The sequence below is a fragment of the Gammaproteobacteria bacterium genome (assembly GCA_030680605.1).
Taxonomy (GTDB): domain Bacteria; phylum Pseudomonadota; class Gammaproteobacteria; order SURF-13; family SURF-13; genus JAQBXX01.
Genome location: JAUXUQ010000002.1, coordinates 325,113 through 349,652 on the forward strand (window position 1 = coordinate 325,113; position 24,540 = coordinate 349,652).

Below are 24,540 nucleotides of genomic sequence, written 5' to 3' on the forward strand. Positions count from 1 at the left end.
TACGCCACAATACAGGCTCAGGTAATGGGAGGCGAACATGGCGGATGAACAGCTGCAGGCAGTGACACAAAGGCTATGGGTCAAGCTGATCATCGTATTGCTGTTCGTGGGCGGATTTGTATTGTTCTTTGTTGCGGGTGGCAGTGAGTGGGTGAGCCTGGAGGCGCTGAAACAGAACCGTGATCAGTTGCTGACATTTACCGGGCAGCACTACTATGCGATGTTGTTCGGGGGTATGGTGGTCTATGCGGCGTCTACCGCATTGAGTGTGCCGGGCGCGACGGTGTTGTCGCTGGCTGCGGGCTTGCTGTTCGGACGCTGGGTAGGTGCAGGGGTGATCGTGATCGCGGCGACTACAGGCGCGACGCTGGTTTTTCTGGCGGCACGCTATTTGTTTGCAGAAGCAGCGCAACGGCGTGCGGGTGGTATGGCCAAGAAGCTTATTGCGGGCTTTCATGAGAATGCGTTTAACTATCTGCTGTTTCTGCGGTTGGTGCCCTTATTCCCATTCTGGTTGGTGAATCTGGCGCCAGCATTTACGCCTGTCAAGACGCGTACTTATGTGGCGGCTACCGCGCTGGGCATTATCCCCGGCAGCTTTGTATTTGCCCATCTCGGCCAATCGTTGGGGCGTATCGATTCGGCACAACAGCTTGTGTCATGGGAGATACTGAGTGCCTTTGCCCTGCTCGGGCTGTTTGCGCTGTTGCCGGTGCTGGTGAAAAAGCGGCGGCAACCGTCTCCCGTGGCCAATCATGTGAGTGACAGATGACAGCATGGAGGCTTCAGTGGCCACAAGCATCATAGTAATTTTTATTATTCTCGCCATGGCCTGGGCCAATGGCGCCAATGACGTCTCGAAAGGTGTGGCGACATTATCGGGCTCCGGTGTCTCCAGTGCAGCGCGTGCGCTGGCATGGGGCACGTTTTGTACGCTGTTGGGCGGACTGGCGGCGGCGGTGTGGGGTGCGGCATTGATCAATGCCTTCAGCAGTGGATTTTTGGCCGCTGATTTTCCGGTGACGCTGGGTTTTGTGGGCGGAGTCATGACAGGTGCTGCGGTTTGGGTATTGCTGGCCACGCGCATGGGTCTGCCGGTGTCTACGACGCATGCCTTGCTGGGTGGTATTGTCGGTGCCGTGCTGGTTCTGGGAGGCCCCGAGGGCCTGCGCACTGCGGCAGTGACCAACAAGGCCTTGTTGCCATTGCTGCTGAGTCCGTTGCTGGCCATCGGGTTGTGCTGGGGCCTGTTGCTGGTGGCGCGCTATGTCGAGAAAAAAGTGCCGTCCTGGAGGCCAGGGTGCTGTGAGCAGGCAGACTGGCAGCGTAATCCGTTTGTGTGTGCCGAACCTGCGACACCCGTTCCACCACCGCTCGCGCAACGCGTGCTGACCGTGCTGCACTGGTTTTCCAGTGGCGCAACCAGTTTTGCCCGCGGCCTCAACGATGTGCCCAAGATCGCGGCTTTCCTGATACTGACCTTGGCACTCTCACCCGGTCTGGCCCTCAGTGCGGACAATGCCGTATGGCCGATCATGGCAGTTGCCGTGGTGATGGGTATGGGCGGCTGGTGGGGTGGTATGCGCGTATTGCATGTGCTGGCACACCGTGTTTCGCCGCTCGACTCTACCCGTGGCCTGGCCGCCAATCTGGGGACGTCGCTGCTGGTGCTTAGCGCCACTCCGCTGGGCTTGCCGGTCTCGACAACGCATGTCAGTACCGGTGCACTGATGGGTGTGCGCTGGAGCGAAGATGCCAAGCCGGCACAGCACGATGCCTTAAAGCTGGTGTTGTATGGCTGGCTGGTAACATTTCCGCTGGCAGGCGGCATGGCGGCCTCGTGTGCGTGGCTGTTTCAGAGACTGGAGTAAGACGCTTATGCATGCCACACTGCCCCTGCTGGAGACCACCCACTTCCCCGCCCTGCGGCGTGGTCAGCTACAAACACTGCAAGTGAACCTCGGCTATTTGTGTAATCAGCAGTGTGTGCACTGCCATGTCAATGCAGGCCCACGGCGCACGGAAATCATGCAGCGTGAAACGATTGACTGCATCATTGATTATTTGCGCGCGGCCATCGCCCGCCCGCAGGGGGTTGCTGTGCTGGATCTCACGGGGGGCGCGCCGGAGATGAATCCGCACTTCCGGTATCTGGTGCAGGCTGCGCGTGGCCTGGACGTGCATGTCATTGATCGTTGCAATCTCACCATTCTGGAGCAGCCGGGGTATGCCGACATGGCCGAGTTTCTGGCCGCGCAGCAGGTCGAGATTACGGCTTCATTGCCGTGTTATCTGGAGGACAACGTAGACGCACAGCGTGGCAAGGGCGTCTTCGAGACCAGCCTGCGGGTGCTGCGTAACCTGAATGCGCTGGGCTATGGCCATGAGGGCAGCGGGTTGGTGCTGAATCTGGTGTACAACCCCCAGGGGCCCGTTCTGCCGCCGCCCCAGCCGCCCTTGGAGCGGGATTACAAAAAGTATCTGGGCGAGCAGCACGGCGTAGTGTTTAACCAGTTGTATACACTGGCCAATATGCCGATACAACGCTTTGGCAGCATGCTGATTTCCAAGGGTCAGTTCGAAGATTATATGCAGTTGTTGCGGGATGCTCATCAGGACAGTAATCTTGAGACTGTCATGTGTCGCTCGCTGATCAGCGTCGACTGGCAGGGCTATGTGTACGATTGTGATTTCAACCAGATGCTCAATCTGCCACTGCACGTCAGTGGCCAGCCACGGGTACATCTATCCCAGTTGCAAGGCATCAATCTTGAGAACCGCCCGATCGTTGTGAAAGAACATTGTTATGGCTGTACGGCAGGGCAAGGCAGCAGCTGTGGTGGCGCATTACTTAAACAGGAACCCTCATGAACACGCACGTTGACAATGTATTGGAGCGTTACTCCGAAGGCGCGAAGGAAAGACAGGCAACATTGTGCTGTCCGGTGAGCTATGACCCGGGTCTGCTGGCGCTGCTGCCACAGGAAATTATTGAGAAGGATTATGGTTGCGGTGACCCTTCGCGTTATGTGCGTGCAGGCGACGTGGTGCTGGATCTCGGCAGTGGCGGTGGCAAGGTGTGCTATATGGCGGCGCAGGTAGCAGGTCCGGGCGGGCGCGTACTGGGTGTGGACATGAACGACGACATGCTGGCCCTGGCGCGCAAATATCAATCCGACATGGCTGCACAGCCGGGTATGGCGTCAGTGCAGTTTCTGAAGGGCAGGATTGAGGATCTGGCGCTGGATGTGGAGGCCATGGAGCGCCAGCTTGCCGGGGACCCAGTGAGTTCCGCAACAGAGTTTGCCGCGTTCACTGCCTGGCAGGAGACACAGCGCCGCGATCGCCCGTTGATTGCCGATGGTTCAGTCGATGTCGTAATTTCAAACTGTGTGCTCAACCTAGTGGACGATGCCCGGAAGCCGCAACTGGTGCGCGAAATATTCCGGGTGCTCAAGCCGGGCGGACGGTTGGCAATCTCGGATATCGTCAGCGATGAATTCGTGCCGGAAAATATGAAAAGCGATGCCGAGTTGTGGACAGGTTGTATCTCCGGCGCATTTCAGGAGCAGGAGTTTATCAACGCCTTCGTCGAGGCGGGGTTTCTTGCCGTGCAGTATGACAAATGGGATGCCGCCCCGTGGCAGGTTGTTGATGGCATCGAATTCCGTTCCGTGACGCTTACCGCTGTGAAAGGCGCGGGTACGGCCTGTCTCGATTATGGGCACGCTGTGATTTACCGTGGGCCCTATGCCTCGGTCACCGATGATGAGGGCCACATCTACCTGCGCGGCGAGCGGATGGCGGTATGTGAGCGCACCTACAGGCTGTTAACGGCAGAGGGGCCTTACCGGGAGCATTTTATCGGTATTGCACCACAGCTGGCGAGCGAACCCGTACCGTGGTGTGCGCCTGTCGGTACGCGCCGCCCGGTGGCCGCTACCAAGGAGGGGCGCCATACGCAGCCGTCGGCACAGGCTTGCTGCTGATGCAGGTTACAAGAGGTTGCTATTCGGGTGCGGCAAAGCTGATATCGCCGTAAAAGGCGGCGGTACTGGCGCCCGTATTATCGGTGTCGGTCATGATGGCAATGCCTGAAATCATGGGCGGTTCTTCGCCGAAGGCACGTTTGTAATCCTGGTAGATGTTGCGCTCCTCCGTGACCCATAGGCCGGACTGCTCATTGCCGCTTTGCACCACAATCATCTTCACGGAGTCGGTATAACTGTTGTCGAGGATTGCCCCGACCGGACTCTTGTTGTCCCAGATGTAATTGATGGCGCCTATGGGAACATCGCCGTATAAAATTCGTGCAGCCTGATATTTGAGTCTGCGACCCAGGCTGACCTTGTCAGGTTCGTAGGCAAAGGTGACGTAGATGCGTGCGGCGTAGTCGTCACCCTGTTTGGAAGTGACGTCACCGGCCTCAATCACATGTTCTATTTTCCAGCGCCAGCGCAGCAGAGGATATTTTGCGGGATCAATCTGAACGCTACGGGTGAGGCCCGAGGCCGCAGCTTCGCTCTGTGCCTCGACCACAGTTACACCGCCATCATTTACCAGCCGGTAGTGCGTATGGCGGTCGATTTTGGGAAATGTCAGGGGTTGCCACGGCTGGGGTATGGCCCCGCCGGGGCTGGCGGCAGAGAATGCCCCGTCCGTCATGGGCTCGCCGCCCTGGGTAAGGCCTGCCGCGCCCAGCAGCAGCACCGACAGTATCAGCCCCCAGACGGGGTAGCGTGGGCTATGGCATGTGTGCATGAGGTATCTAGCCAGCCCAGGGTTCGGCAAGCAACGCCCGAATCTGATGCTCCGTTTTATCATAGTTGCCCTCACCGATATGGGTATAGCGCACCACGCCCTGCTTGTCGATCAGATAAAGCGTGGGCCAGAACCGGTTACGATAGCGTTTCCAGATGGCGAAATCGTTGTCGATGGCAATGGCATGGCGTATCTCATGTTCGTTGACATAGCGTGTGACATTCGCGATCTTTCCCTCATGCGCAAACTCGGGTGTGTGTACCCCGATGATAACGGCACCCTGGGGCGCATACCGCTCATGCCATTGCTTGATGTAGGGTTCGACATTGCGGCAGTTGGAGCAGCCATAGGTCCAGAACTCCACCAATACCACCTTGCCCCGCAGTTCTGCCAGGCGCAGGGGTTTGCTGTTGAGCCAGGTCGGGCTGTTGATTTCCGGTGCAGCCCACGCCTCCTGTGCAGGGGCGATAGTGGGTATTTGCAGCAGCAGGACATACGCCAGCGTGGTGAATACGCAGGCCGGTAATCGATGATAGCGCGGCAGCAGTGTCATAGAGTCCTCACAGTAGTGGCAAGTCTTGATGTACTCTATACGCGATAGCACGCTATATAATCACAAAAATATAAAATCCCGGTCACATCTCATGCCTGCACACACCCCCTGCGCTGATAGGCATGTTCCGATACACCTGTTTGCTGATCTTGATGCTCTGAGTGACGCGGCGGTCGGACGCATTGCAGAGATTGCGGCAGAGTCCATTGCCCAGCGTGGAGTATTCCATATTGCGCTGTCCGGTGGCGCCACGCCACGCCATCTGTATGAGCGGCTGGCGCGTGCGCCGTATGTACCCACCATTGACTGGTCACGGGTGCATGTCTATTTTGGGGATGAGCGCTGTGTGCCGCCCGATCATCCTGACAGTAATTTCCGCATGGCCAATACGGCGTTGCTGATGCATGTGCCGATTCCGCCAGCACAGATTCACCGCATCAGCGCCGATCTGGCCTATGTGCGGCAGTGCGCGGCGGCCTATGCGGCCGTGCTGGCATCCAGTCTGCCCGTATGCAACAACGTGCCACAGTTTGATCTGGTGCTGCTGGGTGTCGGGCCGGATGGACACATTGCCTCCCTGTTTCCCGCGACAGGCAGTGCGCTTTCCGAGCGGCGCCCAGTAACTGCTGTGTATGCTGACAGCATGCACGCCTGGCGTATCAGCATCACCTTGGCCGTGATCAACCAGGCGCGCCATATCCTGCTGTTGGCGGCAGGTTCGAACAAGGCAGAAATTCTGCAGCGTGTGTTGCGCGACGATCCGCCAGCTGTAGCACCGCTGCCGGTGCAGAGAATACAGTCGCAGGGCGAACTGGAATGGTATCTGGACCAAGCCGCGGCGGCGAGGATGCCGGCACCGCCATGAAAGTGCTGGCAGGCGACATCGGCGGCACCAAGACCTGGTTGCAGGTGACGGAGTTTTCTGGCGCAACGTCCCGTACGCTGGCGGAGCAACGCTTTGTCAGTGCGGCCTATCCAGATCTGTTGCCCATGGTGCGTGAATTCCTGCTGAGTGCCGGTATCCCAGTGGTAGACGCCGCCTGTTTTGGTGTGGCTGGTCCGGTACAAGGCGATGTCGCCCGCCAGACCGTGCGCGTGACCAACTTGCCATGGCAGCTTGATTCGACAGCACTGGCACAGGCGTCGGGGATTCCAAAGGTGAGTCTGATCAATGATTTTCAGGCGGCAGGTTACGGTATCGAGGCTCTGACTGCAGCGGATGTTGCAGTGTTGCACCCGGGAGATCCGCAGCAGCATGCGCCGCGTCTGGTAGTGGGCGCGGGCACCGGGTTTGGCACGGCGCAGTTGATCTGGCAACAGGATCATTACGCGGTGTTCCCGGCCGAGGCCGGTCATGCCGAGTTTGCCCCCAGTGATGCGCTGCAGGCAGAATTCTCGCAATATCTGATGCAGCAGGGTGGCCGTGGATTTTACGATCGGGTGCTGTCAGGCAACGGCCTGGTAAACTGCTACGAATTTCTTGCCACCCGCCAGTCAGGCAATGTGTCTGCCACCCAGCAGCAAGCCATTCACGATGAGGAAGATGTGGCGGCAAGCATTACACGGAGGGCATTGGCGGAGGACGATCCGCTGGCCAGTGCGGCGCTGGATTTCTTTATCACGCTGTACGGTGCGTGGACGGGCAGTCTGGCGCTGATTACGCAGCCACGTGGCGGGGTGTATGTCGCAGGCGGTATCGCCCCCAGAATTATCGAGCGGATACGCACGGGAGGCTTTATGCAGGCCTTTCTCGACAAGGGGGTCATGACGCCGGTGGTTGCTGCCATGCCGGTGCAAGTCGTACTCAATACCAAAGTAGGTCTTATGGGCGCTACTCTGGCAGGTAGCCGACTGTGATGCGGGCGGGCTTGCGCGCACCGGTGGATTGCGGTGAAATGCCATTATGACAGAGGTGGCCCAACACAAAATCAGGGTTGATGTAGAGACAACCTACATCAGCGAACAGTCGATGCCTGAAAAGCAGCGGTTTGTGTTTGCCTATACCATCACGATTCAGAATCTTGGCAGCATCGCTGCCAGGCTGTTGACCCGCCACTGGGTCATCACCGACGCCAACGGCAAGACGCAGGAGGTGCGGGGCGAGGGCGTGGTGGGCGAGCAACCTTACCTGCTGCCGGGCGAGGGCTTTCAATATACCAGCGGCACACTGCTTGAAACGTCCTTTGGCAGTATGCAGGGTAGCTATCAAATGCTGGCCGATGACGGTACCCGATTCGACGCGGCCATTCCGCCGTTTACCCTGTCCGTACCCTATACCTTGCATTAGTATCTCTCGTCTCAGACACCACCCTCTCGTCGTGCTGCGCTACGCTTATACCTTGCTGGCCCCGATATATGATTGGGTGGTTGCGGCGGCCAGCCAGAACTGGCGGCAGGACAGTCTGGCCGCACTGGCAGCGATGCCGACGGGTGTGCATGGCAAGCGAATACTGATTGCGGGCATTGGCAGTGGGCTGGATATTCCGTACCTGCCACAGGGTGGAAGTTATGCGGGCCTGGACATCACTCCAGCGATGCTGAGGCGTGCGCGGGCACGTGCACAGCAGTGTGATAGACAGATTGAGCTGCAACAGGCAGACGTCATGGCCTTGCCTTATGCTGACGCATCATTCGATGCGGTTGTCATGCACCTGATTGTGGCCGTGGTACCGGATGCGGAGCGCGCATTAAGGGAGGCGGCACGCGTGCTCAAGCCGGGTGGCAGAATTTTCATTCTCGATAAATTTCTGCGCCCCGGACAGCGTGCCCCGCTGCGTCGCATGCTGAGCCCGCTGCTGGGCAGGATCGCAACACGTATGGATGTGGTATTTGAACAAGTGTTGGCTACAGTACCGTCACTGCAGGTTGTGTGTGATGTAGCGCTCAACGGTGGCTGGTTCCGACGCATAGAGCTGCAAAAAATATGACCGGGACCTATACGGCCTCGCGCTGCTTTTCTGCAACGGCATTGCCGAGCCCGGCGAAGTCATGCAGGGTAAGCTGCTCGGCGCGCACGCCGGGATTAATGCCTAACGCCTGAATTTCGTCTGCGGTCAGCAATTCCTTCAGTGTGTTGCGCAGGGTCTTGCGCCGCTGGCCGAAGGCGGCGCGTACCACCTGCCCGAATATAGACTCGTCACTGACGGCGACCGGCGGTGTGGGATGGGGCACCATGCGGATGACGGCGGAGTCCACCTTTGGGGGCGGGGTAAACGCACCCGGTCCGACATGAAATAATTTCTGTACTGTGCAGCGGTACTGAATCATGACGGACAGGCGCCCATAGGTGCGCCCGCCTGGCGCGGCAATCATGCGCTCCACTACTTCATGTTGCAACATGAAGTGCATGTCGCGGATGCAATGCGCCTGCGCCAGCAGGTGAAACAGCAGTGGTGTGGATATGTTGTAGGGCAGGTTGCCAATGATGCGCAGCCGTGAGTTGCCCTGCATCAGGCTGCAAAAATCAAAGCGCAAGGCATCCTGGTTATGAATGCGCAGATTTCCCATCTCCGCGCACGCATGTTGCAGTGGTGCGATCAGATCCCGGTCAAGCTCAATGACGTCCAGCGTGCCTACAGTGCGCAACAAGTCGTGGGTCAGTGCCCCGCGCCCGGGGCCTATCTCGACCAGCGCCTCACCTGGCTGAGGCTGCAGGGCAGAAATTATGCGCTGGATGACGGTACGGTCGTGCAGAAAGTGCTGGCCAAAGCGTTTGCGCGCAACCCCCGATCCCATGCTAGTCATGACGGGCGTTGCGCGCTGCAAGTGCGAGGGCCGCCTGTATCGCTGCCAGCAGGCTGCCACTGTCGGCCTTGCCGCTGCCTGCGAGTTCCAGCGCCGTGCCATGATCGACTGAGGTGCGGATGATAGGTAGCCCCAGCGTAATGTTGACGGCGGAGCCAAAACCGAGATGTTTGAGTACCGGCAGGCCCTGGTCATGGTACATGGCCAGCACGGCGTCTGCAGGCGCCAGGGTGGCAGGTACAAACACGGTGTCTGCGGGCAGCGGTCCCCGCAAGTGCATGCCTTCGGCGCGCAGCCTGGCAATGACAGGCTCAATGACCTCAATCTCTTCATGCCCCAGGTGTCCGGCTTCACCGGCATGGGGGTTGAGGCCGCATACCAGAATATGCGGGTGCAGAATGCCAAAACGAGCCTTCAGGTCGTGATGCAGTACACGTAACACGGCTTCGAGGCGTGGCTGCGTAAGTGCCCGGCTGACCTCCCTCAGCGGCAGGTGGGTGGTAGCCAGTGCCACACGCAGCCCCGGTACCGCGAGCATCATTACTGGTTGTGGGCTCTGGGTCAGCTCGGCCAGAAATTCGGTGTGGCCGGCGAAAGAAATACCGGCATCGTTGATCAGGGCCTTGTGTACTGGTCCGGTGACTAATGCGTCAAATTCTCCCGCGAGGCAGGCTTGGACTGCATGATGCAATGTCTCCAGCACGTAGCCGGCATTGGCCGGATCGAGTTGCCCGCAGCGGACCGGCTTGGCCAGCGGGACAGACATGACCTTGAGCGTGCCGGCTGTGTGCGGTTGCGCCGCTTGTGTTGGCGCGTAGACTTCGAGTCTGAGTGGGAGGCCGAGGGCTTGAGCGCGCGCGGTGAGCAAGACGGGATCCGCCACGGCAACCACCATGGCAGGGAAGTCCCGCTGCGCGATCTGGACACAGAGGTCGGGTCCAATGCCGGCGGGCTCACCGGGCGTGAGGGCAAGGCGGGGTATCATGTAACTCCGGTATGTACTCGGGGTGCTGCTGTAGTTGTCGGTAGTGACGCCAGAGCAGTCCTGCGTTTCGCTTCCGCATCAGGCTGGTTGGCGATGCGCTTGCTTGATTTACAGATCCTCGGCCTTGTATTCAACATAGGCTTCGTCGCGCAGTCCACGTAGCCATATTTGGGTCTGTTCTTCGATCTTGCGCTGACGGATGGCTTCCCGCGCCTGGTTGCGCTGGAACTCCCGGGTGTTGTCGTGATCGCGACGCTCCATGACCTGCACAATATGCCAGCCGAAGGAGCTTTGGAAGGGCGCGCTGGTCTCGCCGGGTTTCAGGGCATTCATGGCTTCTTCAAAGCGAGGGTCAAAATCACCCGGATTGGCCCAACCTAACGCCCCTCCATTGGTTGCGGTAGTCGCGTCATCCGAATTGGCACGCGCCAGATCGCCAAAGTCATCCCCACCCACAATGCGCTGGCGGAGCTGCTCCAGTCGATTTTGTGCATCCTGATCTGATGTAAGTTCGTTGGTGCGCAGCAGGATATGACGTGCCTGGGTCTGGCGCACCACATGCTGTGTCTCTCCACGCACCTCCAGCAGTTTCACGATATGAAACCCGCTGGCCGAGCGTATGAGGTTGCTGGTTTCGTCTGGCTTCAACTGTGGTACAACATCTGCAAACAGACTGGGTAGTTGTGCTGCGGTACGCCAGCCAAGGTCGCCGCCCTCTAACGCCTGCGGGTCGTCGGAACTGGCAATGGCCAGTTGGCCGAAGTCCTCGCCTGCACGCAAGCGATCCAGTACCAGCTGCGCACGAGTTTGTGCCGCTTTTACAGTTTCTGGAGAAGCAGCTTCCGGCAGGGCGATGAGAATCTGGCTCACGCGGTATTCATTGCTGGCGCTGGCTGTCTGCTGTGCCCCGCGCGCCGCAATGTGGTCGTTGATTTCCTGGTCGGTGACGTTGATGCGGCTGTCCACCTGTCGTTGACGCAGGCGATTGATGATGATCTCGTGACGGATATTTTCCCGAAATACGGCAAAATCGAAACCATCACGCGTGAGTATGTTGCGAAACTCGCTGAGCGACAGATTGTTCTGTTTTGCTATGGTGTCAAGCGCGCGCGTAAGCGTGTCATCATCAACACGAATGCCGGTGCTTTCAGCAAGCTGCAGTTGCAGGCGACGGATGATAAGACGCTCCAGTACCTGTTTCTGCAGAACATCCTGTGGGGGAATATCGATATTCTTCTGCTGCAGCTGCTGTACGATGGTACGCAGTTCAGTGTTGAGCTCGCTCTGGGTGATGACGTTGTTGTTGACCACGACAAGAATTCTGTCCAGCGGGATAACGCGCTCAGCAGCCTGCAATGCGGGAAATGGGAGTAGCAGGGCGGCAAGAAAATAGTAATGTAGTTTCATCGTGGCTATGTTGTCAGTGGGCGAAGGTGGAGGAATCCAGCAAGCCTTCCAGTCCCTTGCGGTATTCCTGGTCACCAAAGCTGGTCAATCCTTTCAGTTCCAGTTGAAGGAACAATGCGGTATTGCTGTCGCCTGCGGTGTTGTTGATGAAGCGGCGTGTAGTGACGCGCACTCTCCAGCAGCAGGTGTCGTACTCAATGCCGGCGAGTGATTCGAGCGTGCGGCTGTCTGACAGTGAGTAGTTCCAGCGTGCCACGGCGTTCCAGTGACGTTGCTGGTTCCAGCTGATCGGCCAGACCGCAGAAACGTCGGTCTGTTCCAGTGACTCCTGCTGATAGCGGTAGGACAGGTTAATCAGGTGTTTATCATCCGAACGGTAGCGCAGACCCAGGGTTCCCGTGCTGATCTCGCCCTGCTGCCGGTTCCAGAGCAGGTTGGCCGTTGCACTCCAGTTTTTGACAAATTCCCTGCTGCTGAGTTCAGCGACTATATCGGAGTTTGTCGTAGTCTCGGCGGGATCACTCGGGAGCAGGGTTACTCTGCGATCGCTGAAATAGTAAATTTGCCCCAAACTTGCACGCAGTCTTTCCTGACCGCTGTCGGCATCCAGCAATCGTGAGCTGAGCGCAAGCGTAACCTGGTTGGCGTCGCCCACGCGGTCGGCGCCGCTGAAGCGGTTGGCCTGGAACAGGTTGGCGAAGGTGAAGCTGGTATCGCCACTGTCGAAAACCGGGATGTCGGACTGATCCTGATAGGGTACATATAGATAGTACAGGCGTGGCTCGAGGGTTTGGGTGAATCGGCGTTCGTCAAAGGTCGCGTCGCGCTCGAAAAATACCCCGCTGTCGAAGCTGAAGAAGGGTAATGTCCGGCTTGTATCATACGATGTGCTGGGCGCCTTGTTGTTCAACAGGTACTGGGTATGTCGCAGACCGAACGTGGGCAGCAGGTACCCTGCATCAAATGCGTGGGGTAACGTTACCGTGGGTTGCAGGTCGATGCGCTGCGCTGTGAGACTGTCTGCCCGGTCGAAATGCACGTACTCGCCATTGAATGTGGTAGTCGTGCCCCAAGGTTGTTGCGGCAATATCGAGCCGAACAGCAGTTGCGGCAGACGCTGATAGGGGCGCTCGGCGGCCGGAATTGTTTCGTCGACCGTTTGATAGCCTTGTAGCCGCCCAGTCACGTTCCAGTCATCTGCCCGGTAGGTGGTTTCAGCGCGACGTTCAAGGTGCGTGGTGCTGGCGAGGCTCAGTGTGTCACCTAATTGCTCAAAGTAATTATCGTCCGACACATAGTTAAAGTTGACGTCGGCGCTCCAGCGCGGAGCGAAGCTACCGCTATGGCGATATCCAAGCAGTATGCGGTCGCGGTTCTGAAGGTTGTCATCCGGCAGGTAGCCCAGATCAAGCTGGCCGTGGCTTTGGGGGGTGAGGTAACGGAACTCCCCCAGCAGATGCAGACCGCGCTTGCTGATGCTCCGGGCCGTCAGGGTGGCATCGTACTTGGGTGCAATATTGAAATAGTAAGGAATGCGGATGTCGGTGCCGGTCTCAGTGGCGCTGCCGAAACTGGGTGCCAGAAAACCCGACTTGCGCCTGTCGTTCAGCGGGAAGCTGAGGTAGGGTGAATAGAATATCGGCAGGCCCTTGAACTCAATCCATACATTGCGCGCGGTGCCTACGCCCTCAGCCTGGTCGAGCCTGATGTCGGAGGAGTGCAGGTACCAGTCATCATTGCCGGTATTGCAGGTTGTGTAGAGGCCACCCTTGATGCGTTGATGGTCGCGATTTTCAAAGACAACGCTGTCGGCACTGCCGCGACCATGCCTCTCGGGTAGCCAGAAATCAGTCACCGTGTTGATTTCGCCGGTGTCGTTGCCGAGATTGTAGTGGGCAGTATCGCCCAGCAGGCTCAGGCCGTTTTGCCGCAGGCGTATATTACCCGAGGCCTGCAGACTATCCTGGGTGCGGTTGTAGATGACGTTGTCGGCTGCCAGTTCCCGGCCAGAGCGGCGCACCAATACGTCTCCCCGGAAATTGAAGATTTCGTTTTGCAGTGCCTCGGAGGTGTCGGCATCCAGATAGGTGGCGTCGTCACCGGCCGGTGTAAGCGGCTCGCGCAAGTTGTGTGCCAACCCAGGCTCGCTGCACAGGTCAAAGTCTGCGCCGTTGCCTGCGTGCGTGGTTAGCGGCAGGCCTAGGAGCAGGCTGGCCAGTATGGGTAACTGGAGAAAGCGCGGTAGTAGCTTGCGCAACACAAGGCGACTCTTGTTGGTTATAGTATGACTTTGCCTAAAATCGCACAGAATGGCCCCTGGTTCAATCCTTATGTTCAATCCGCAATCCGCCCATGACTGAGCGCCTTGATGAGCTGGCGCGCTGGTTGGGCAGTGCGCTGGGGCCCGCCCGCTATGAGCTTGCGCCTGCTTCCAGCGATGCCAGCTTCCGGCGTTACTTCCGCGTGCGCCAAGGCGAGCAGACATATATCGTGATGGATGCACCTCCAGGGCACGAGGACTGCCGTCCTTTTGTGGCTATAGCTCGCCGCTTTCTGGGGCTGGGTCTGCATGTGCCAGCAGTCCTGGCGCAGGACATGGAGCGTGGTTTTCTGTTGCTCAGCGATCTGGGCACTTGCTGCTATCTTGATGCGCTCAATGCCGATAGTGTGGATGGCCTGTATGGCGATGCGCTGGAGGCCCTGTGGCGACTGCAGTCGCACTGTGACAACGAGGCTGCGCAGTTGTCGCTGTACGATGAGGCGCTGCTGTTGCGGGAGATGGCCTTGTTCCGGGACTGGTTTCTGGATCGCCATCTGATGCTGACCTTGAGTCAATCCCAGGCGGCATTACATGCGCAAACCTGCGGGTTGCTTGTGGCCTCTGCGCTGGAGCAGCCGCAAGTGTGTGTCCACCGCGACTATCATTCGCGCAATCTGATGGTGACGGCAGTCAACAATCCCGGCATATTGGACTTCCAGGATGCGGTATACGGGCCGATTACCTATGATCTGGTGTCGCTTCTGCGTGACTGCTATATCGCGTGGCCGCGACCACAGGTAGAGGCCTGGGCGCTGGGTTATCATGCCCGGTTGACGGCGTCGGGGTTGCTGCGAGGCGTCGATGCGACCCGTTTTCTGCGCTGGTTTGACTGGATGGGTGTGCAGCGGCATCTAAAGGCGGTCGGTATCTTTGCCCGCCTCAACATCCGCGACGGCAAGCCGGGCTACCTCAAGGATATTCCGCGCTCACTGGGCTATATGGTGGGGGTGAGCGGGCGCTACGCCGAGCTCGCCCCATTGCACACGCTGTTGTGCGAGCAGGTGTTGCCGCGCATACATGAGCAGGCACCATGAAGGCGATGATACTGGCTGCGGGTCAGGGTACACGCATGCGCCCGCTCACGGATCACACCCCCAAGCCGTTGCTGCAGGCGGGGGGGCAGATGCTGATCGAATATCACATCAAGGCGCTGGTGGGTGCAGGTATACGTGAGCTGGTGATCAACCATGCCCGCTTTGGGCGCAGTATTGAGCAGGCGCTGGGTGATGGCGCCCGCTATGGCGCGTTAATTCATTATTCAGCCGAGGGCGAACAGCCGCTGGAAACCGGCGGCGGCATCTACCATGCCTTGCCACTGTTGGGCGAGGCACCTTTTGTGGTGGTGAATGCCGACATCTGGACCGACTACCCATTGACACGTCTGCCTGATGTACTGACAGGGTTGGCGCATCTGGTGCTGGTGGATAACCCGCCGCACCATGCAGCAGGCGATTTCACATTGTGTGACGGCAGGGTCATCGATGATGCCGGATCCAGGCTTACTTACAGCGGTATAGGCGTCTATCATCCGCGTTTGTTTGCAGGCTGTGAACCCGGCGCATTCCCGCTCGCGCCCTTGTTGCGTGAGGCGGTGCGCGACAATGCTGTGAGCGGTGAGTATTACCCTGGTCGCTGGCTGGATATAGGTACGCCGGATCGCTTGCACCTGCTGGATCAACAGCTGCGGCAGTAGTTGCCGGCGTATGTCGCATCTGCTTGCTGTTAGCAGCGCATGGCTTCAGCCATGCTGCACAGACCGCGCCAGTGGTGAACGCGTTGCGGGTGATGTAACCCGATGCAATCAGCATTGAATCACTCGCCATGCATTTTGCGGCGACATTCTCGACGCGCTGCACGTCGTGTGGAAGTGCCGCTGCGTTTTGCCGTTACGCCACAAGGGTATAGCAGGCGGCAGATTATCTTGCGGTGGAGCTGGCCGCAGTGCTGGCCCGGTGACGCATTCGATACCACAGCAGCCCCAGCTTTTCACGCAGTGCCAGGCTAGAGGCCTGCAGGGCGATGGCGCTGGGCAGCCAATGGAGCAAGGCGCCGTGGCTGCGCGTAGTTGCAAACATCGCAGGGGCTGGCGTTATGGCCAATCCGGCCTGCCTGAAAATGTCTGCGGCGCGTGGCATGTGCCAGGCGTGGGTGACAAGATACACGTGATGAATACCTTTCTCATCCAGCAAGGCCTGGGTAAAAAAGGCATTTTCTGCCGTAGTGCGACCCTGGGCCTCGACCCACACATCCGTGATGTGAAAATCATTGGCCAGTGACTGTTGCATTAAGGCCGCTTCTGGGAGGGCTTCGCCCAGGGGGGAGCCGCCGGAGACCACCAGCGGCAGGTTGGTGAGCCTGTGCAGGTGTGCAGCGTAGCGCAGACGCTCCAGCCCGCCGGCCGAGACGGTATCGCCGCCATATTCGGGTGCGCCCGGATAGCGTCCGGCACCCAGCACGACAATGGCCTGCGCCGGGCTGCCCTTTGTATCCTGCGGCTGCAATGCCGGATAGGCTTCCAGTGAGCGCAGCAGCTTATCTGCGGTGACCGGCAGGCTCAGTGTATACAAGGCCAGCAGCGCCAGTCCGATCACAGTGGCCGCACTGTGCCAATGGTGACGTATCAACAGCAGTCCGATGACTAACAGCAGAACCACGCCACCGGGTGGGAGTATCAGGCTCTCAATGCTGCGGGTGATCAGTATCTCCATACGACCCCACTGCGTGTGTTAAAATCAGCCGCATTGTGGCAGATAACCCAGACAAGGTCATGCTTGAGCTTAACCCCGTTTTTACCCGTATCAAGGAACTGCAAGGGCGCTACCAGACCCTGAGGGGGTATCTTTGACTTCGACCACAAACGCGAACGCCTGATCGAGGTCGAACGCGAGCTGGGCGACCCTGCCGTGTGGAGCAAGGCCGAGCGCGCGCAGGAGCTGGGCCGCGAACGTGCGCAGTTGAGTCAGGTGGTGGGTGTGTTGTCCTCACTGGGCAGCAGCCTGTCCGAGGCGCGCGGCTTGCTGGAGATGGCGGAAGAAGAAAATGATGCGGCTACGGTCGATGCCGTCATCAGCGATCTTGATAAATCAGAGCGGCAACTGGCGCGACTCGAGTTCCGCCGCATGTTCTCCCACCCGATGGATCCCAACAACGCCTTTCTTGATATTCAGGCTGGCTCCGGGGGCACCGAGGCGCAGGACTGGGCCAATATGTTGTTGCGCATGTACCTGCGCTGGGCCGAGCAGCGCGGCTTTGCTACCGAAGTGATCGACTTGGCGCCGGGCGAGGTGGCTGGTATCAAGGGCGCCAGCGTCAGGGTCGAGGGCGAATACGCCTATGGCTGGCTGCGCACCGAAACCGGCGTGCACCGGCTGGTACGCAAGTCACCGTTCGATTCGGGTAACCGCCGTCATACCTCATTTGCGTCGGTATTTGTGACGCCGGAGGTGGATGACAGCATTGAGATTGACATCAATCCTGCCGACCTCAAGGTCGATACCTACCGTGCCAGCGGTGCAGGCGGTCAACATGTGAACCGCACTGAATCCGCCATACGCATCACGCACCTGCCGACCAACACTGTGGTACAGTGCCAGAGTGATCGCTCCCAGCACAAAAACCGCGCAACTGCGATGAGCCAGCTGAAGGCAAAGTTGTATGAGCTCGAAATGCAGAAGCGCAATATGGAAAAGCAGGTGCTGGAAGACTCCAAGTCAGACATCGGATGGGGTAGCCAGATACGTTCCTATGTGCTGGATCAGTCGCGCATCAAGGATCTGCGCACGGGGATAGAGAAGGCCAATACCCAAGCCGTGCTGGACGGTGATCTGGACGACTTTATTGAGGCCAGCCTGAAGCAGAAGTTGTAAAATCCAGGGAAAGATACAAGGCAAAAGATACAAGAGAAACAGTACAGGTGCTTTTGCCCTCAAGCTTGTACCTTTTCTCTTGCATCTGTCTTTAATATGAGCGACGAAACTAACAACATTGCTTCAGATGAAAATGCGCAGATCGCGCAGCGGCGCGCCAAGCTGGTGGTGTTGCGTGCGCAAGGCAACCCCTTTCCCAACAACTTTCGGCGCGACAGTCTTGCCGCCGGAGTGCATGAAAAGTATGGTGCGCTCGACAATGCCGCGCTGGAGGGTGAGCCGGTACGGGTAAAAGTGGCCGGACGCATGATGGCCAAGCGCGTCATGGGCAAGGCCAGCTTTGCCGAGATACAGGATATGTCGGGACGTATCCAGTTGTTTGTGCAGCGTGATGCCATTTCCGCCGAGCGCTACGAAGAAGACTTCAAGAAGTGGGATATCGGCGACATCCTCGGCGCTGAGGGAACGTTATTCAAGACCAAGACCGGCGAGCTGTCGGTGCGTGTGGAGGGCATCTGTCTTCTTACCAAGGCGCTGCGCCCGCTACCGGAAAAATTCCACGGCTTGGTGGATCACGAAATACGTTACCGTCAGCGCTATCTTGATCTGATCATGAATGAGGAGGTGCGCAAGGTTTTTGTGATGCGCACGCGCATCATTAATTTCATGCGGGGGTTTCTCGCTGAACACAATTTTCTCGAAGTAGAAACGCCGATGATGCATGTGATACCGGGCGGTGCGACGGCACGTCCGTTCAAGACCCACCACAACGCGCTCGGTATGGACATGTTTCTGCGTGTCGCGCCTGAGCTTTACCTGAAGCGTCTGGTGGTGGGTGGTTTCGAGCGCGTGTTCGAGATCAACCGCAGCTTCCGCAATGAGGGGTTGTCCACGCGTCACAACCCGGAATTCACTATGCTGGAATTCTATCAGGCCTATGCGGATCACAATGACCTTATGGATCTCACGGAGGTCATGTTGCGCAAGCTGCTGCATGATGTGCTGGGCACGATGAGCATTACCTGCCAGGGGCAGGGTTTCGATTTCAGCAAGCCATTTGCGCGCCGCACGGTGAAAGATGCCATTCTGCATTACAACCCCCACTTGCGTGAGGCAGACCTGGATTCGCTTGAGGCCTCACGCCTGGTGGCCACGACACTGCATATTCCGCTCAAGGACAATTACGGGCTGGGTAAGGTGCAACTTGAAATCTTTGAAAAAACCGTGGAGCATCACTTGCAGAACCCCACCTTCATCACCGCATTCCCGACCGAAGTGTCGCCGCTGGCGCGTTGCAATACCGCAGACCCGTTTGTGACCGACCGTTTCGAGCTGTTTATAGGCGGGCGTGAGATCGCCAATGGCTTTTCCGAGTTGAATGACGCAGAAGACCAGGCCGAACGCTTTCGCAAACAAGTGGCGGAGAAAGACGCGGGTGACGACGAGGCCATGCACTACGATGCCGATTACATCCGCGCGCTCGAATACGGCATGCCACCCACGGCGGGGGAGGGTATTGGTATCGACCGCTTGGTGATGCTGCTCACCGACTCGCTTTCCATCCGCGATGTGCTGTTGTTTCCGCACATGCGCCCGGAGGCATGATCGTCAGGACGTCAGCAGCCGCTGTACCTCCTGCACGTCTTCTGCGGTCTCTTCCATCGTTACAATGCTTACCTCCGGGCTGAGGCCCAACTTGGCAAGTGCGGGGATGTGTTCCCAGTCGGCATTGCTGTGAGGATGCGTGCTGTTAATATAGCTTTGCAGGTTTGCCACTAGTACCACGTCGGTATAATCGGCTTCGGGTGCCTTATCGCGGTCAGTATCTTCATGTTCGGCAACTACCGAGACTAGCTCGGACGGGAAATTCCATGCCTGCAGTATCGCCTTGCCTACCTGCGTGTGCAGGTGGACAATAATCCGGTCAAGCGCTTCCTTGTCGGCCATCAGTTCAGGTACTTTTTCTGCGCGAGCGAGTATGGGCAGTGCACCAATATCGTGTATCAGACCTCCCAACATGGCCTCGTCGGGTTTGAGTTTGGTGAAGTGCGTCGCGAGCACGTGGCTAATGGCCGCTACCTGGGTGCTATGCTGCCACAACACAGTGAGGCGTGCCTTCAGTAGCGGTGTGCGCGCCTGATGCAGTTGCTCCATGACCAGCCCGGTTACCAGATTACGTACCAGTACATTACCCAGGCGCGCTATGGCAGTTTGCAGATTGTCTACCACGGTGCGCCCACGTAGCAGCGGGCTGTTCGCTACATGAATTAGGCGCACCGACAGCGCCACGTCTGTGGCGACAACCTTGGCAATCTGCGCGGCAGTGGCATTGGGGTCATCTATCACTTTTCGCACCTTGAGCGCGACCTCCGGGAGGGTCGGCAGAATGAGCCGGTTGTGGTAGATATCGTCTAGCAACTCGGACAGGAATTTTTCTTCTAACATAATGACCTATCTCCTCGTTGTGGATTAACAATACGGCTGCGTCTTCCTGAAGAGTGCTTACTCCGGTAGCAAATAAGGCAACTGCATAATGTGCAGCAATGGTCCATCCGCGCCATCAAGGCGGACGCGCTGACAGACGGTATCGGTTGTGGGTAGCACGGCGAGCAACTCCGTGTCCCCCTCTGGTCCGATGACGGCGGTAATGACATGGCCGATTTTATCGCCGCTGTCAATGGCGTATAGCGCGCTGCCCGGTACAGGGGGGGTATTGCCAGACGCACGGGCGTAGTGCATGCGTCTCTTTACCGCGCCCAGATGGTGGCTGCGAGCGACGATCTCCTGGCCTGGATAGCAGCCCTTGGTAAAGCTTAGCGCATCTATGAGATCAAGGTTGATCATCTGTGGCACGAACATGTCCTGCGTGGCGCCATGTATGGCGGGTAGCCCGGCGCGGATGTCGAGCAGTGACCAGGTGTCGGCACTGGCCGCTGTAGCCGTAGTGGCACATTGGTGTCGCAGGTCTCGTGTGGCGGCAGCAGTGGCGATGATGACAAAGCGGGGTTGGGTGCCGGGTAAGGCGAGCACGCTGACGGCCGCGTTTGCCAGTTGTGTACTGGCCACGCCGTTGGCCTTTGCAGGAAGGGAGATATCCAGCCAATGTGCCAGCAGCGCTGGCGCATCGGCACCAGCGATTCCGGTTTGCAGCAGCACGTCACTGGCGTCGGTGAGGGTTACCCGTGACCGCAGAACATACATGCGCAGGCGGTCGAGTGTGGCTTCCAGATGATCACGTGGCAGTTGCAGATAATAGGTGGTTGAGCGCAGATATACACGCACCAACGCCAGCACACGGCCCCTGGCATTACACCAGGCGTTGAGCTGACTGCGTGTCTCGGTCACAGCATCAATGTCGTTGCTCAACTGGCCCTGCAAGAAGCGGGCGGCATCCACTCCCTCCACCGCAATCAATCCGAGGTGTGTGAGGTCGACATACACCGTGTGTTCCGGCATGGCACGATGCGTATGTGCGTGGTCGACAGGAAATTCGTCATTTTCGAGAGCTGTCATATTATCATTCTGGCATGAAACCTATGGCCCCTGCATCTGCTGCGCTCAGGTTCACATTGCGTCCGTCGCGTCGCTTGGTGATACTGCTGATGCTGGCCCATGCCGGTGCACTGGTACTGGTACTCATGTTGCCGCTGCCTTGGCCAGCCATGCTGGTGCTGTGGCTGGCGACGCTCGTCAGCTTGGGATGGAGCATCAGCATTGCGTTTTTGAGACGGAGCGCAATCGTGGAGTTGATTCATGAGGTAGAGGGGGAATGGGCGTTACGCGATGCCGCAGGCAATGCCATGATGGGGCGCCTGCTGCCGGGTAGCTACCTGCACCCACAACTGGTGGTGCTGAATTTTGCCCGCAATGGAGAACGTTGGCGTCGACGCCGGGTGGTGATACTGGCCGATATGCTCGATGCCGACAGCTTCAGGCGCTTGCGTGTGTGGCTGCTCGCCGCGTCGCATAGCCCTCTGGCACCAGAATAGTGCTGGCGGGTGGATGAGTCTGGTCAGACTCGGGGTGAGACAGTGTGTAGTGCAGGCCACGACTCTCCTTGCGCGCCAGTGCTGAGCGGATGATGAGGTCGGCCACCAGCGTAAGGTTACGCAACTCGATCAGGTCATTGCTGACCCGGAAGTTGGCATAGTACTCGGATATTTCACGGGTCAGCAGATCGACCCGGCGTTGCGCGCGTTGCAGGCGCTTGGTGGTGCGCACAATGCCGACATAATCCCACATGAAGCGGCGTAACTCCTCCCAGTTGTGCGCTACTACCACTTCTTCGTCGGAGTCTGTGACACGGCTTTCATCCCAGGGTGGGAGATCGTCCGGCAGAGGCGCATGGGCCAGCTGTTGCAGGATGTGTTCGCTGGCTGCCGCAGCAAATACGATGCACTCCAGCAGCGAGTTGCTGGCCATGCGGTTGGCGCCATGCAGGCCGGTGTGGGCAGTTTCGCCGATGGCGTAGAGACCGGCGATATCGCTCTGTCCCGCCTGATCCGTGACAACACCGCCACAGGTATAGTGCGCGGCAGGCACCACCGGTACCGGCCCTTTGGTCATGTCGAAGCCAAACTCCAGGCAGCGTGCATACACTGTCGGGAAGTGTGAACGGACGAAGTCTGCAGGCTGGTGGCTGATGTCGAGGTAGACGCATGGTGCGCCAAGGCGTTTCATCTCGTGGTCGATGGCGCGTGCCACGATGTCGCGCGGTGCGAGCTCAGCGCGCGGGTCGAACTGTGTCATGAAGGGGGTGCCATCCGGCAGCAACAGCCGCCCGCCTTCGCCACGCACTGCCTCGGTGATCAGGAACGACTTGGCCTTGGGGTGGTAGAGGCAGGTGGGGTGAAACTGCACGAACTCCATATTGGCGACACGGCACCCGGCGCGCCAAGCCATGGCAATGCCGTCGCCAGTGGCCACATCCGGGTTGCTGGTATAGAGATAGACCTTGCCTACGCCGCCGGTCGCGAGTACCACAAAGCGTGCGCGGAACGTTTCCACCTGGTCACTTCCGCGATTGAGCACATAGGCCCCCAGGCAGCGCTGGCGAGTGCGTCCCAGCTTGGCGGCCGTGATCAGGTCGACGGCGATGTGTTGCTCAAACAGGGAAATATTGGGGTGTTGGCGTACCAGTTGTTCCAGTGTAGATGCCACGGCGCGTCCGGTGGCATCGGCGGCATGGATGATGCGGCGGTGACTGTGACCACCTTCGCGGGTGAGATGGTAATCATGTGTGCCGTCGACCAGTGTCTCGCGGGTGAAGGCCACACCCTGATCAACCAGCCACTGGATGCAGGACCTGCCGCGCTCTACCGTGAAGCGGACTATATCAGGGTCGCACAGCCCCACGCCTGTACTCAGGGTGTCTTCGATGTGCGAGGCGATGGAGTCGCGCTTGTCGAGCACGGCCGAAATGCCGCCTTGTGCGTAGTAGGTGGCACCCTCCGTCAGCGGACCTTTGGTGACGATATGGACGCGTGCGTGAGGTGCCAGACGCAAAGCTAGACTGAGTCCAGCTATACCGCTGCCGATGATGAGAACGTCTGCGCTGTGTGTGTGATCGGTCATGGTCGTTGGCGCACAGGCATTTTCAGGTCATAATTCGCGACGTCATGCGGAAATAGGGCGTGGCGCATAGTGTAATCCATAACGCTGTCGCGGCTTACGAACTATATATGAACAATGGGGTCTATTGAAATGGCAAGGGAGTGCCGCGCAGCCAAGCAAGGGGAAGGCCCGGATGGGCGAGCATACTATTGATCGGGAGCTGATTGAGCGCGTTCAGAGAGGAGACAAGGGGGCATTTGATATCCTGGTGCTGAAGTACCAGCACAAGATCGTGCGCCAGGTGTCGCGTTACGTCCGTGACCTCAGTGAGGCGCAGGATGTGGCGCAGGAGGTGTTTCTGAAGGCGTATCGCGCATTGCCGGGTTTTCGCGGGGAGAGTGCATTCTATACTTGGCTCTACCGCATCGCTGATAACACGGCCAAGAATTATCTGATGGCCCAGAAACGCAGACCCTCCGGGAGCGGTATCGAGCTGGAGGATGCGGAGCAGGCTGGGTTGGAGTCGGCATTGGTTGTAGTAGCCACTCCCGAGAACCTGTTATTGCGGGACGAGATTGAAAAGACAGTGTTCAGCGCCATTGAGCAGTTGCCAGAAGAGCTGCGTACTGCGATCACCCTGCGCGAGCTGGAGGGTCTGAGTTATGAAGATATTGCACAGGCCATGGGCTGCCCGGTAGGCACCGTACGCTCCCGGATCTTTCGGGCGCGCGAGGCGATAGACAGCAAACTGAAACCCTTATTGAGCCATTGAAATGGCGAAAGGTAGGTCATGACAACGGATAGAGCAGAACAGATATCGGCGTTGGTAGATGGCGAGCTGCATGGCTCTGACATGAAGAGAGTTTTGGACGAACTTGAGTGCGACGCCGGACTAAAAGGCTGCTGGGGGCGGTACCACCTCATCAGCGATGTCTTGCACAACCATGCTGTTCAACTCAACCGCAGCCGGAACGACAGTATCATGCCCCTGTCAGACAAGACACATAGTATGCGTGGCTGGCACTCCCGGCGGATAATCAAACCGCTCGCAGGCTTCGCCCTCGCCGCATCAGTCGCCGCCCTGGCCATTTTCAGTGTACAAACATTTGTATTTATCTCCCCCGGTACCGATACCTCCCAACTCGCAGCCTGGTCACCACCCTCAATAGCCGCCTCGCCCGTGGGTACCCCGCTGCAGGGCGCGCGCTGGGAGTCAGCCCAGCCGGCATTTGAATCACGGCTCAATCACTATCTGACCAATCACAATGAATACTCTACGTCCGCCGGCCTGCAAGGTATGCTGCCCCACGCGCGGATCGTGGCGTATGACGCGGACAAGTGATCGTGTTGC

Annotated in this window: 25 protein-coding genes; 15 read left to right on the forward strand and 10 right to left on the reverse strand. The window is 58.5% G+C overall.

What is annotated here, in order from left to right; translation table 11 throughout:
• The first annotated feature begins 37 nt into the window (after positions 1 to 37).
• Genes Q8L89_03060 through Q8L89_03075 form a run of 4 tightly spaced genes read left to right on the forward strand, consistent with a single transcriptional unit; the run spans position 38 to position 3,989 of the window.
• Positions 38 to 772 carry a TVP38/TMEM64 family protein gene (locus Q8L89_03060; GenBank protein ID MDP1708031.1) on the forward strand — a complete coding sequence of 245 codons (735 nt, stop codon included), beginning with the start codon at positions 38 to 40 and terminating at the stop codon, positions 770 to 772.
• A 16-nt stretch (positions 773 to 788) separates the two neighbouring features.
• Entirely contained in the window at positions 789 to 1,871 is a 1,083-nt protein-coding gene (locus tag Q8L89_03065) for an inorganic phosphate transporter (GenBank protein MDP1708032.1), read from the forward strand.
• Positions 1,872 to 1,878: 7 nt separating this feature from the next.
• Positions 1,879 to 2,871, forward strand: a complete 993-nt coding sequence (gene arsS / locus Q8L89_03070; protein ID MDP1708033.1) for an arsenosugar biosynthesis radical SAM protein ArsS — start codon at positions 1,879 to 1,881, stop codon at positions 2,869 to 2,871.
• On the forward strand, positions 2,868 to 3,989 hold the full coding sequence (locus Q8L89_03075; protein MDP1708034.1) for a methyltransferase domain-containing protein: 1,122 nt from the start codon (positions 2,868 to 2,870) through the stop codon (positions 3,987 to 3,989). Before arsS ends, Q8L89_03075 begins: the two co-directional genes overlap by 4 nt.
• A 19-nt stretch (positions 3,990 to 4,008) precedes the next feature.
• Here Q8L89_03075 and Q8L89_03080 read toward each other — a convergent pair whose 3' ends face one another.
• Together Q8L89_03080 and Q8L89_03085 are read right to left on the reverse strand one after the other, a co-directional pair.
• Entirely contained in the window at positions 4,009 to 4,761 is a 753-nt protein-coding gene (locus Q8L89_03080; protein MDP1708035.1) for a DUF3047 domain-containing protein, read from the reverse strand.
• Positions 4,762 to 4,768: 7 nt separating this feature from the next.
• A complete protein-coding gene (locus Q8L89_03085) occupies positions 4,769 to 5,314 on the reverse strand; it encodes a redoxin domain-containing protein (GenBank protein MDP1708036.1) in 546 nt (181 codons plus the stop codon).
• A gap of 91 nt (positions 5,315 to 5,405) precedes the next feature.
• Between Q8L89_03085 and pgl the strand changes: the two genes are divergently transcribed.
• Genes pgl through Q8L89_03105 form a run of 4 tightly spaced genes read left to right on the forward strand, consistent with a single transcriptional unit; the run spans position 5,406 to position 8,241 of the window.
• Positions 5,406 to 6,179 carry a 6-phosphogluconolactonase gene (gene pgl / locus Q8L89_03090; GenBank protein ID MDP1708037.1) on the forward strand — a complete coding sequence of 258 codons (774 nt, stop codon included), beginning with the start codon at positions 5,406 to 5,408 and terminating at the stop codon, positions 6,177 to 6,179.
• Positions 6,131 to 7,171, forward strand: a complete 1,041-nt coding sequence (locus tag Q8L89_03095) for a glucokinase (protein MDP1708038.1) — start codon at positions 6,131 to 6,133, stop codon at positions 7,169 to 7,171. Before pgl ends, Q8L89_03095 begins: the two co-directional genes overlap by 49 nt.
• A gap of 46 nt (positions 7,172 to 7,217) precedes the next feature.
• Positions 7,218 to 7,601, forward strand: a complete 384-nt coding sequence (gene apaG, locus Q8L89_03100) for a Co2+/Mg2+ efflux protein ApaG (GenBank protein ID MDP1708039.1) — start codon at positions 7,218 to 7,220, stop codon at positions 7,599 to 7,601.
• Between the two features lie 34 nt (positions 7,602 to 7,635).
• A complete protein-coding gene (locus tag Q8L89_03105; protein MDP1708040.1) occupies positions 7,636 to 8,241 on the forward strand; it encodes a class I SAM-dependent methyltransferase in 606 nt (201 codons plus the stop codon).
• 7 nt (positions 8,242 to 8,248) lie between these two features.
• Here the strand turns inward: Q8L89_03105 and rsmA are convergent, their stop codons facing one another.
• From rsmA to Q8L89_03125, 4 genes are all read right to left on the reverse strand, one after another.
• Positions 8,249 to 9,058, reverse strand: a complete 810-nt coding sequence (gene rsmA, locus Q8L89_03110) for a 16S rRNA (adenine(1518)-N(6)/adenine(1519)-N(6))-dimethyltransferase RsmA (protein MDP1708041.1) — start codon at positions 9,056 to 9,058, stop codon at positions 8,249 to 8,251.
• Positions 9,051 to 10,043, reverse strand: a complete 993-nt coding sequence (pdxA, locus tag Q8L89_03115; protein MDP1708042.1) for a 4-hydroxythreonine-4-phosphate dehydrogenase PdxA — start codon at positions 10,041 to 10,043, stop codon at positions 9,051 to 9,053. Before pdxA ends, rsmA begins: the two co-directional genes overlap by 8 nt.
• A gap of 108 nt (positions 10,044 to 10,151) precedes the next feature.
• Positions 10,152 to 11,450 carry a peptidylprolyl isomerase gene (locus tag Q8L89_03120; protein MDP1708043.1) on the reverse strand — a complete coding sequence of 433 codons (1,299 nt, stop codon included), beginning with the start codon at positions 11,448 to 11,450 and terminating at the stop codon, positions 10,152 to 10,154.
• 13 nt (positions 11,451 to 11,463) lie between these two features.
• Positions 11,464 to 13,710 (reverse strand): LPS-assembly protein LptD, encoded by a 2,247-nt coding sequence (locus Q8L89_03125; GenBank protein MDP1708044.1) that lies wholly within the window; start codon positions 13,708 to 13,710, stop codon positions 11,464 to 11,466.
• Positions 13,711 to 13,802: 92 nt separating this feature from the next.
• On the opposite strand from Q8L89_03125, the gene Q8L89_03130 reads away from it, so the two are divergent.
• Positions 13,803 to 14,804 (forward strand): phosphotransferase, encoded by a 1,002-nt coding sequence (locus Q8L89_03130; GenBank protein MDP1708045.1) that lies wholly within the window; start codon positions 13,803 to 13,805, stop codon positions 14,802 to 14,804.
• Positions 14,801 to 15,463 (forward strand): nucleotidyltransferase family protein, encoded by a 663-nt coding sequence (locus Q8L89_03135; GenBank protein ID MDP1708046.1) that lies wholly within the window; start codon positions 14,801 to 14,803, stop codon positions 15,461 to 15,463. The genes Q8L89_03130 and Q8L89_03135 overlap by 4 nt, the downstream gene beginning before the upstream one ends.
• 223 nt (positions 15,464 to 15,686) lie before the next feature.
• On the opposite strand, the gene Q8L89_03140 is transcribed toward Q8L89_03135, so the two are convergent.
• Positions 15,687 to 16,478, reverse strand: a complete 792-nt coding sequence (locus Q8L89_03140) for a YdcF family protein (protein MDP1708047.1) — start codon at positions 16,476 to 16,478, stop codon at positions 15,687 to 15,689.
• Between the two features lie 59 nt (positions 16,479 to 16,537).
• Between Q8L89_03140 and prfB the strand changes: the two genes are divergently transcribed.
• Both prfB and lysS read left to right on the forward strand, forming a co-directional pair.
• Positions 16,538 to 17,636 (forward strand): peptide chain release factor 2 gene (gene prfB, locus Q8L89_03145; protein ID MDP1708048.1). Its coding sequence is split into 2 segments (ribosomal slippage): positions 16,538 to 16,612 and positions 16,614 to 17,636, totalling 1,098 coding nucleotides; the frame shifts between segments, so codons are not numbered across the junction.
• A 96-nt stretch (positions 17,637 to 17,732) separates the two neighbouring features.
• Positions 17,733 to 19,241, forward strand: coding sequence for a lysine--tRNA ligase (lysS, locus tag Q8L89_03150; GenBank protein ID MDP1708049.1), 1,509 nt, complete (start codon positions 17,733 to 17,735; stop codon positions 19,239 to 19,241).
• 3 nt (positions 19,242 to 19,244) lie between these two features.
• Here the strand turns inward: lysS and Q8L89_03155 are convergent, their stop codons facing one another.
• Positions 19,245 to 20,081, reverse strand: a complete 837-nt coding sequence (locus Q8L89_03155) for an HDOD domain-containing protein (protein MDP1708050.1) — start codon at positions 20,079 to 20,081, stop codon at positions 19,245 to 19,247.
• Positions 20,082 to 20,138: 57 nt separating this feature from the next.
• Positions 20,139 to 21,149 carry a folate-binding protein gene (locus Q8L89_03160; protein MDP1708051.1) on the reverse strand — a complete coding sequence of 337 codons (1,011 nt, stop codon included), beginning with the start codon at positions 21,147 to 21,149 and terminating at the stop codon, positions 20,139 to 20,141.
• A gap of 14 nt (positions 21,150 to 21,163) precedes the next feature.
• Between Q8L89_03160 and Q8L89_03165 the strand changes: the two genes are divergently transcribed.
• Positions 21,164 to 21,625, forward strand: a complete 462-nt coding sequence (locus Q8L89_03165; protein MDP1708052.1) for a hypothetical protein — start codon at positions 21,164 to 21,166, stop codon at positions 21,623 to 21,625.
• On the opposite strand, the gene nadB is transcribed toward Q8L89_03165, so the two are convergent.
• Positions 21,567 to 23,210 (reverse strand): L-aspartate oxidase, encoded by a 1,644-nt coding sequence (gene nadB, locus Q8L89_03170; GenBank protein ID MDP1708053.1) that lies wholly within the window; start codon positions 23,208 to 23,210, stop codon positions 21,567 to 21,569. The genes Q8L89_03165 and nadB overlap by 59 nt on opposite strands.
• Positions 23,211 to 23,382: 172 nt before the next feature.
• Here nadB and rpoE point away from each other — a divergent pair, with 172 nt between their 5' ends.
• A complete protein-coding gene (rpoE, locus tag Q8L89_03175) occupies positions 23,383 to 23,961 on the forward strand; it encodes an RNA polymerase sigma factor RpoE (protein MDP1708054.1) in 579 nt (192 codons plus the stop codon).
• An 18-nt stretch (positions 23,962 to 23,979) separates the two neighbouring features.
• Positions 23,980 to 24,531, forward strand: coding sequence for a sigma-E factor negative regulatory protein (locus tag Q8L89_03180; protein ID MDP1708055.1), 552 nt, complete (start codon positions 23,980 to 23,982; stop codon positions 24,529 to 24,531).
• Positions 24,532 to 24,540 lie beyond the last annotated feature (9 nt).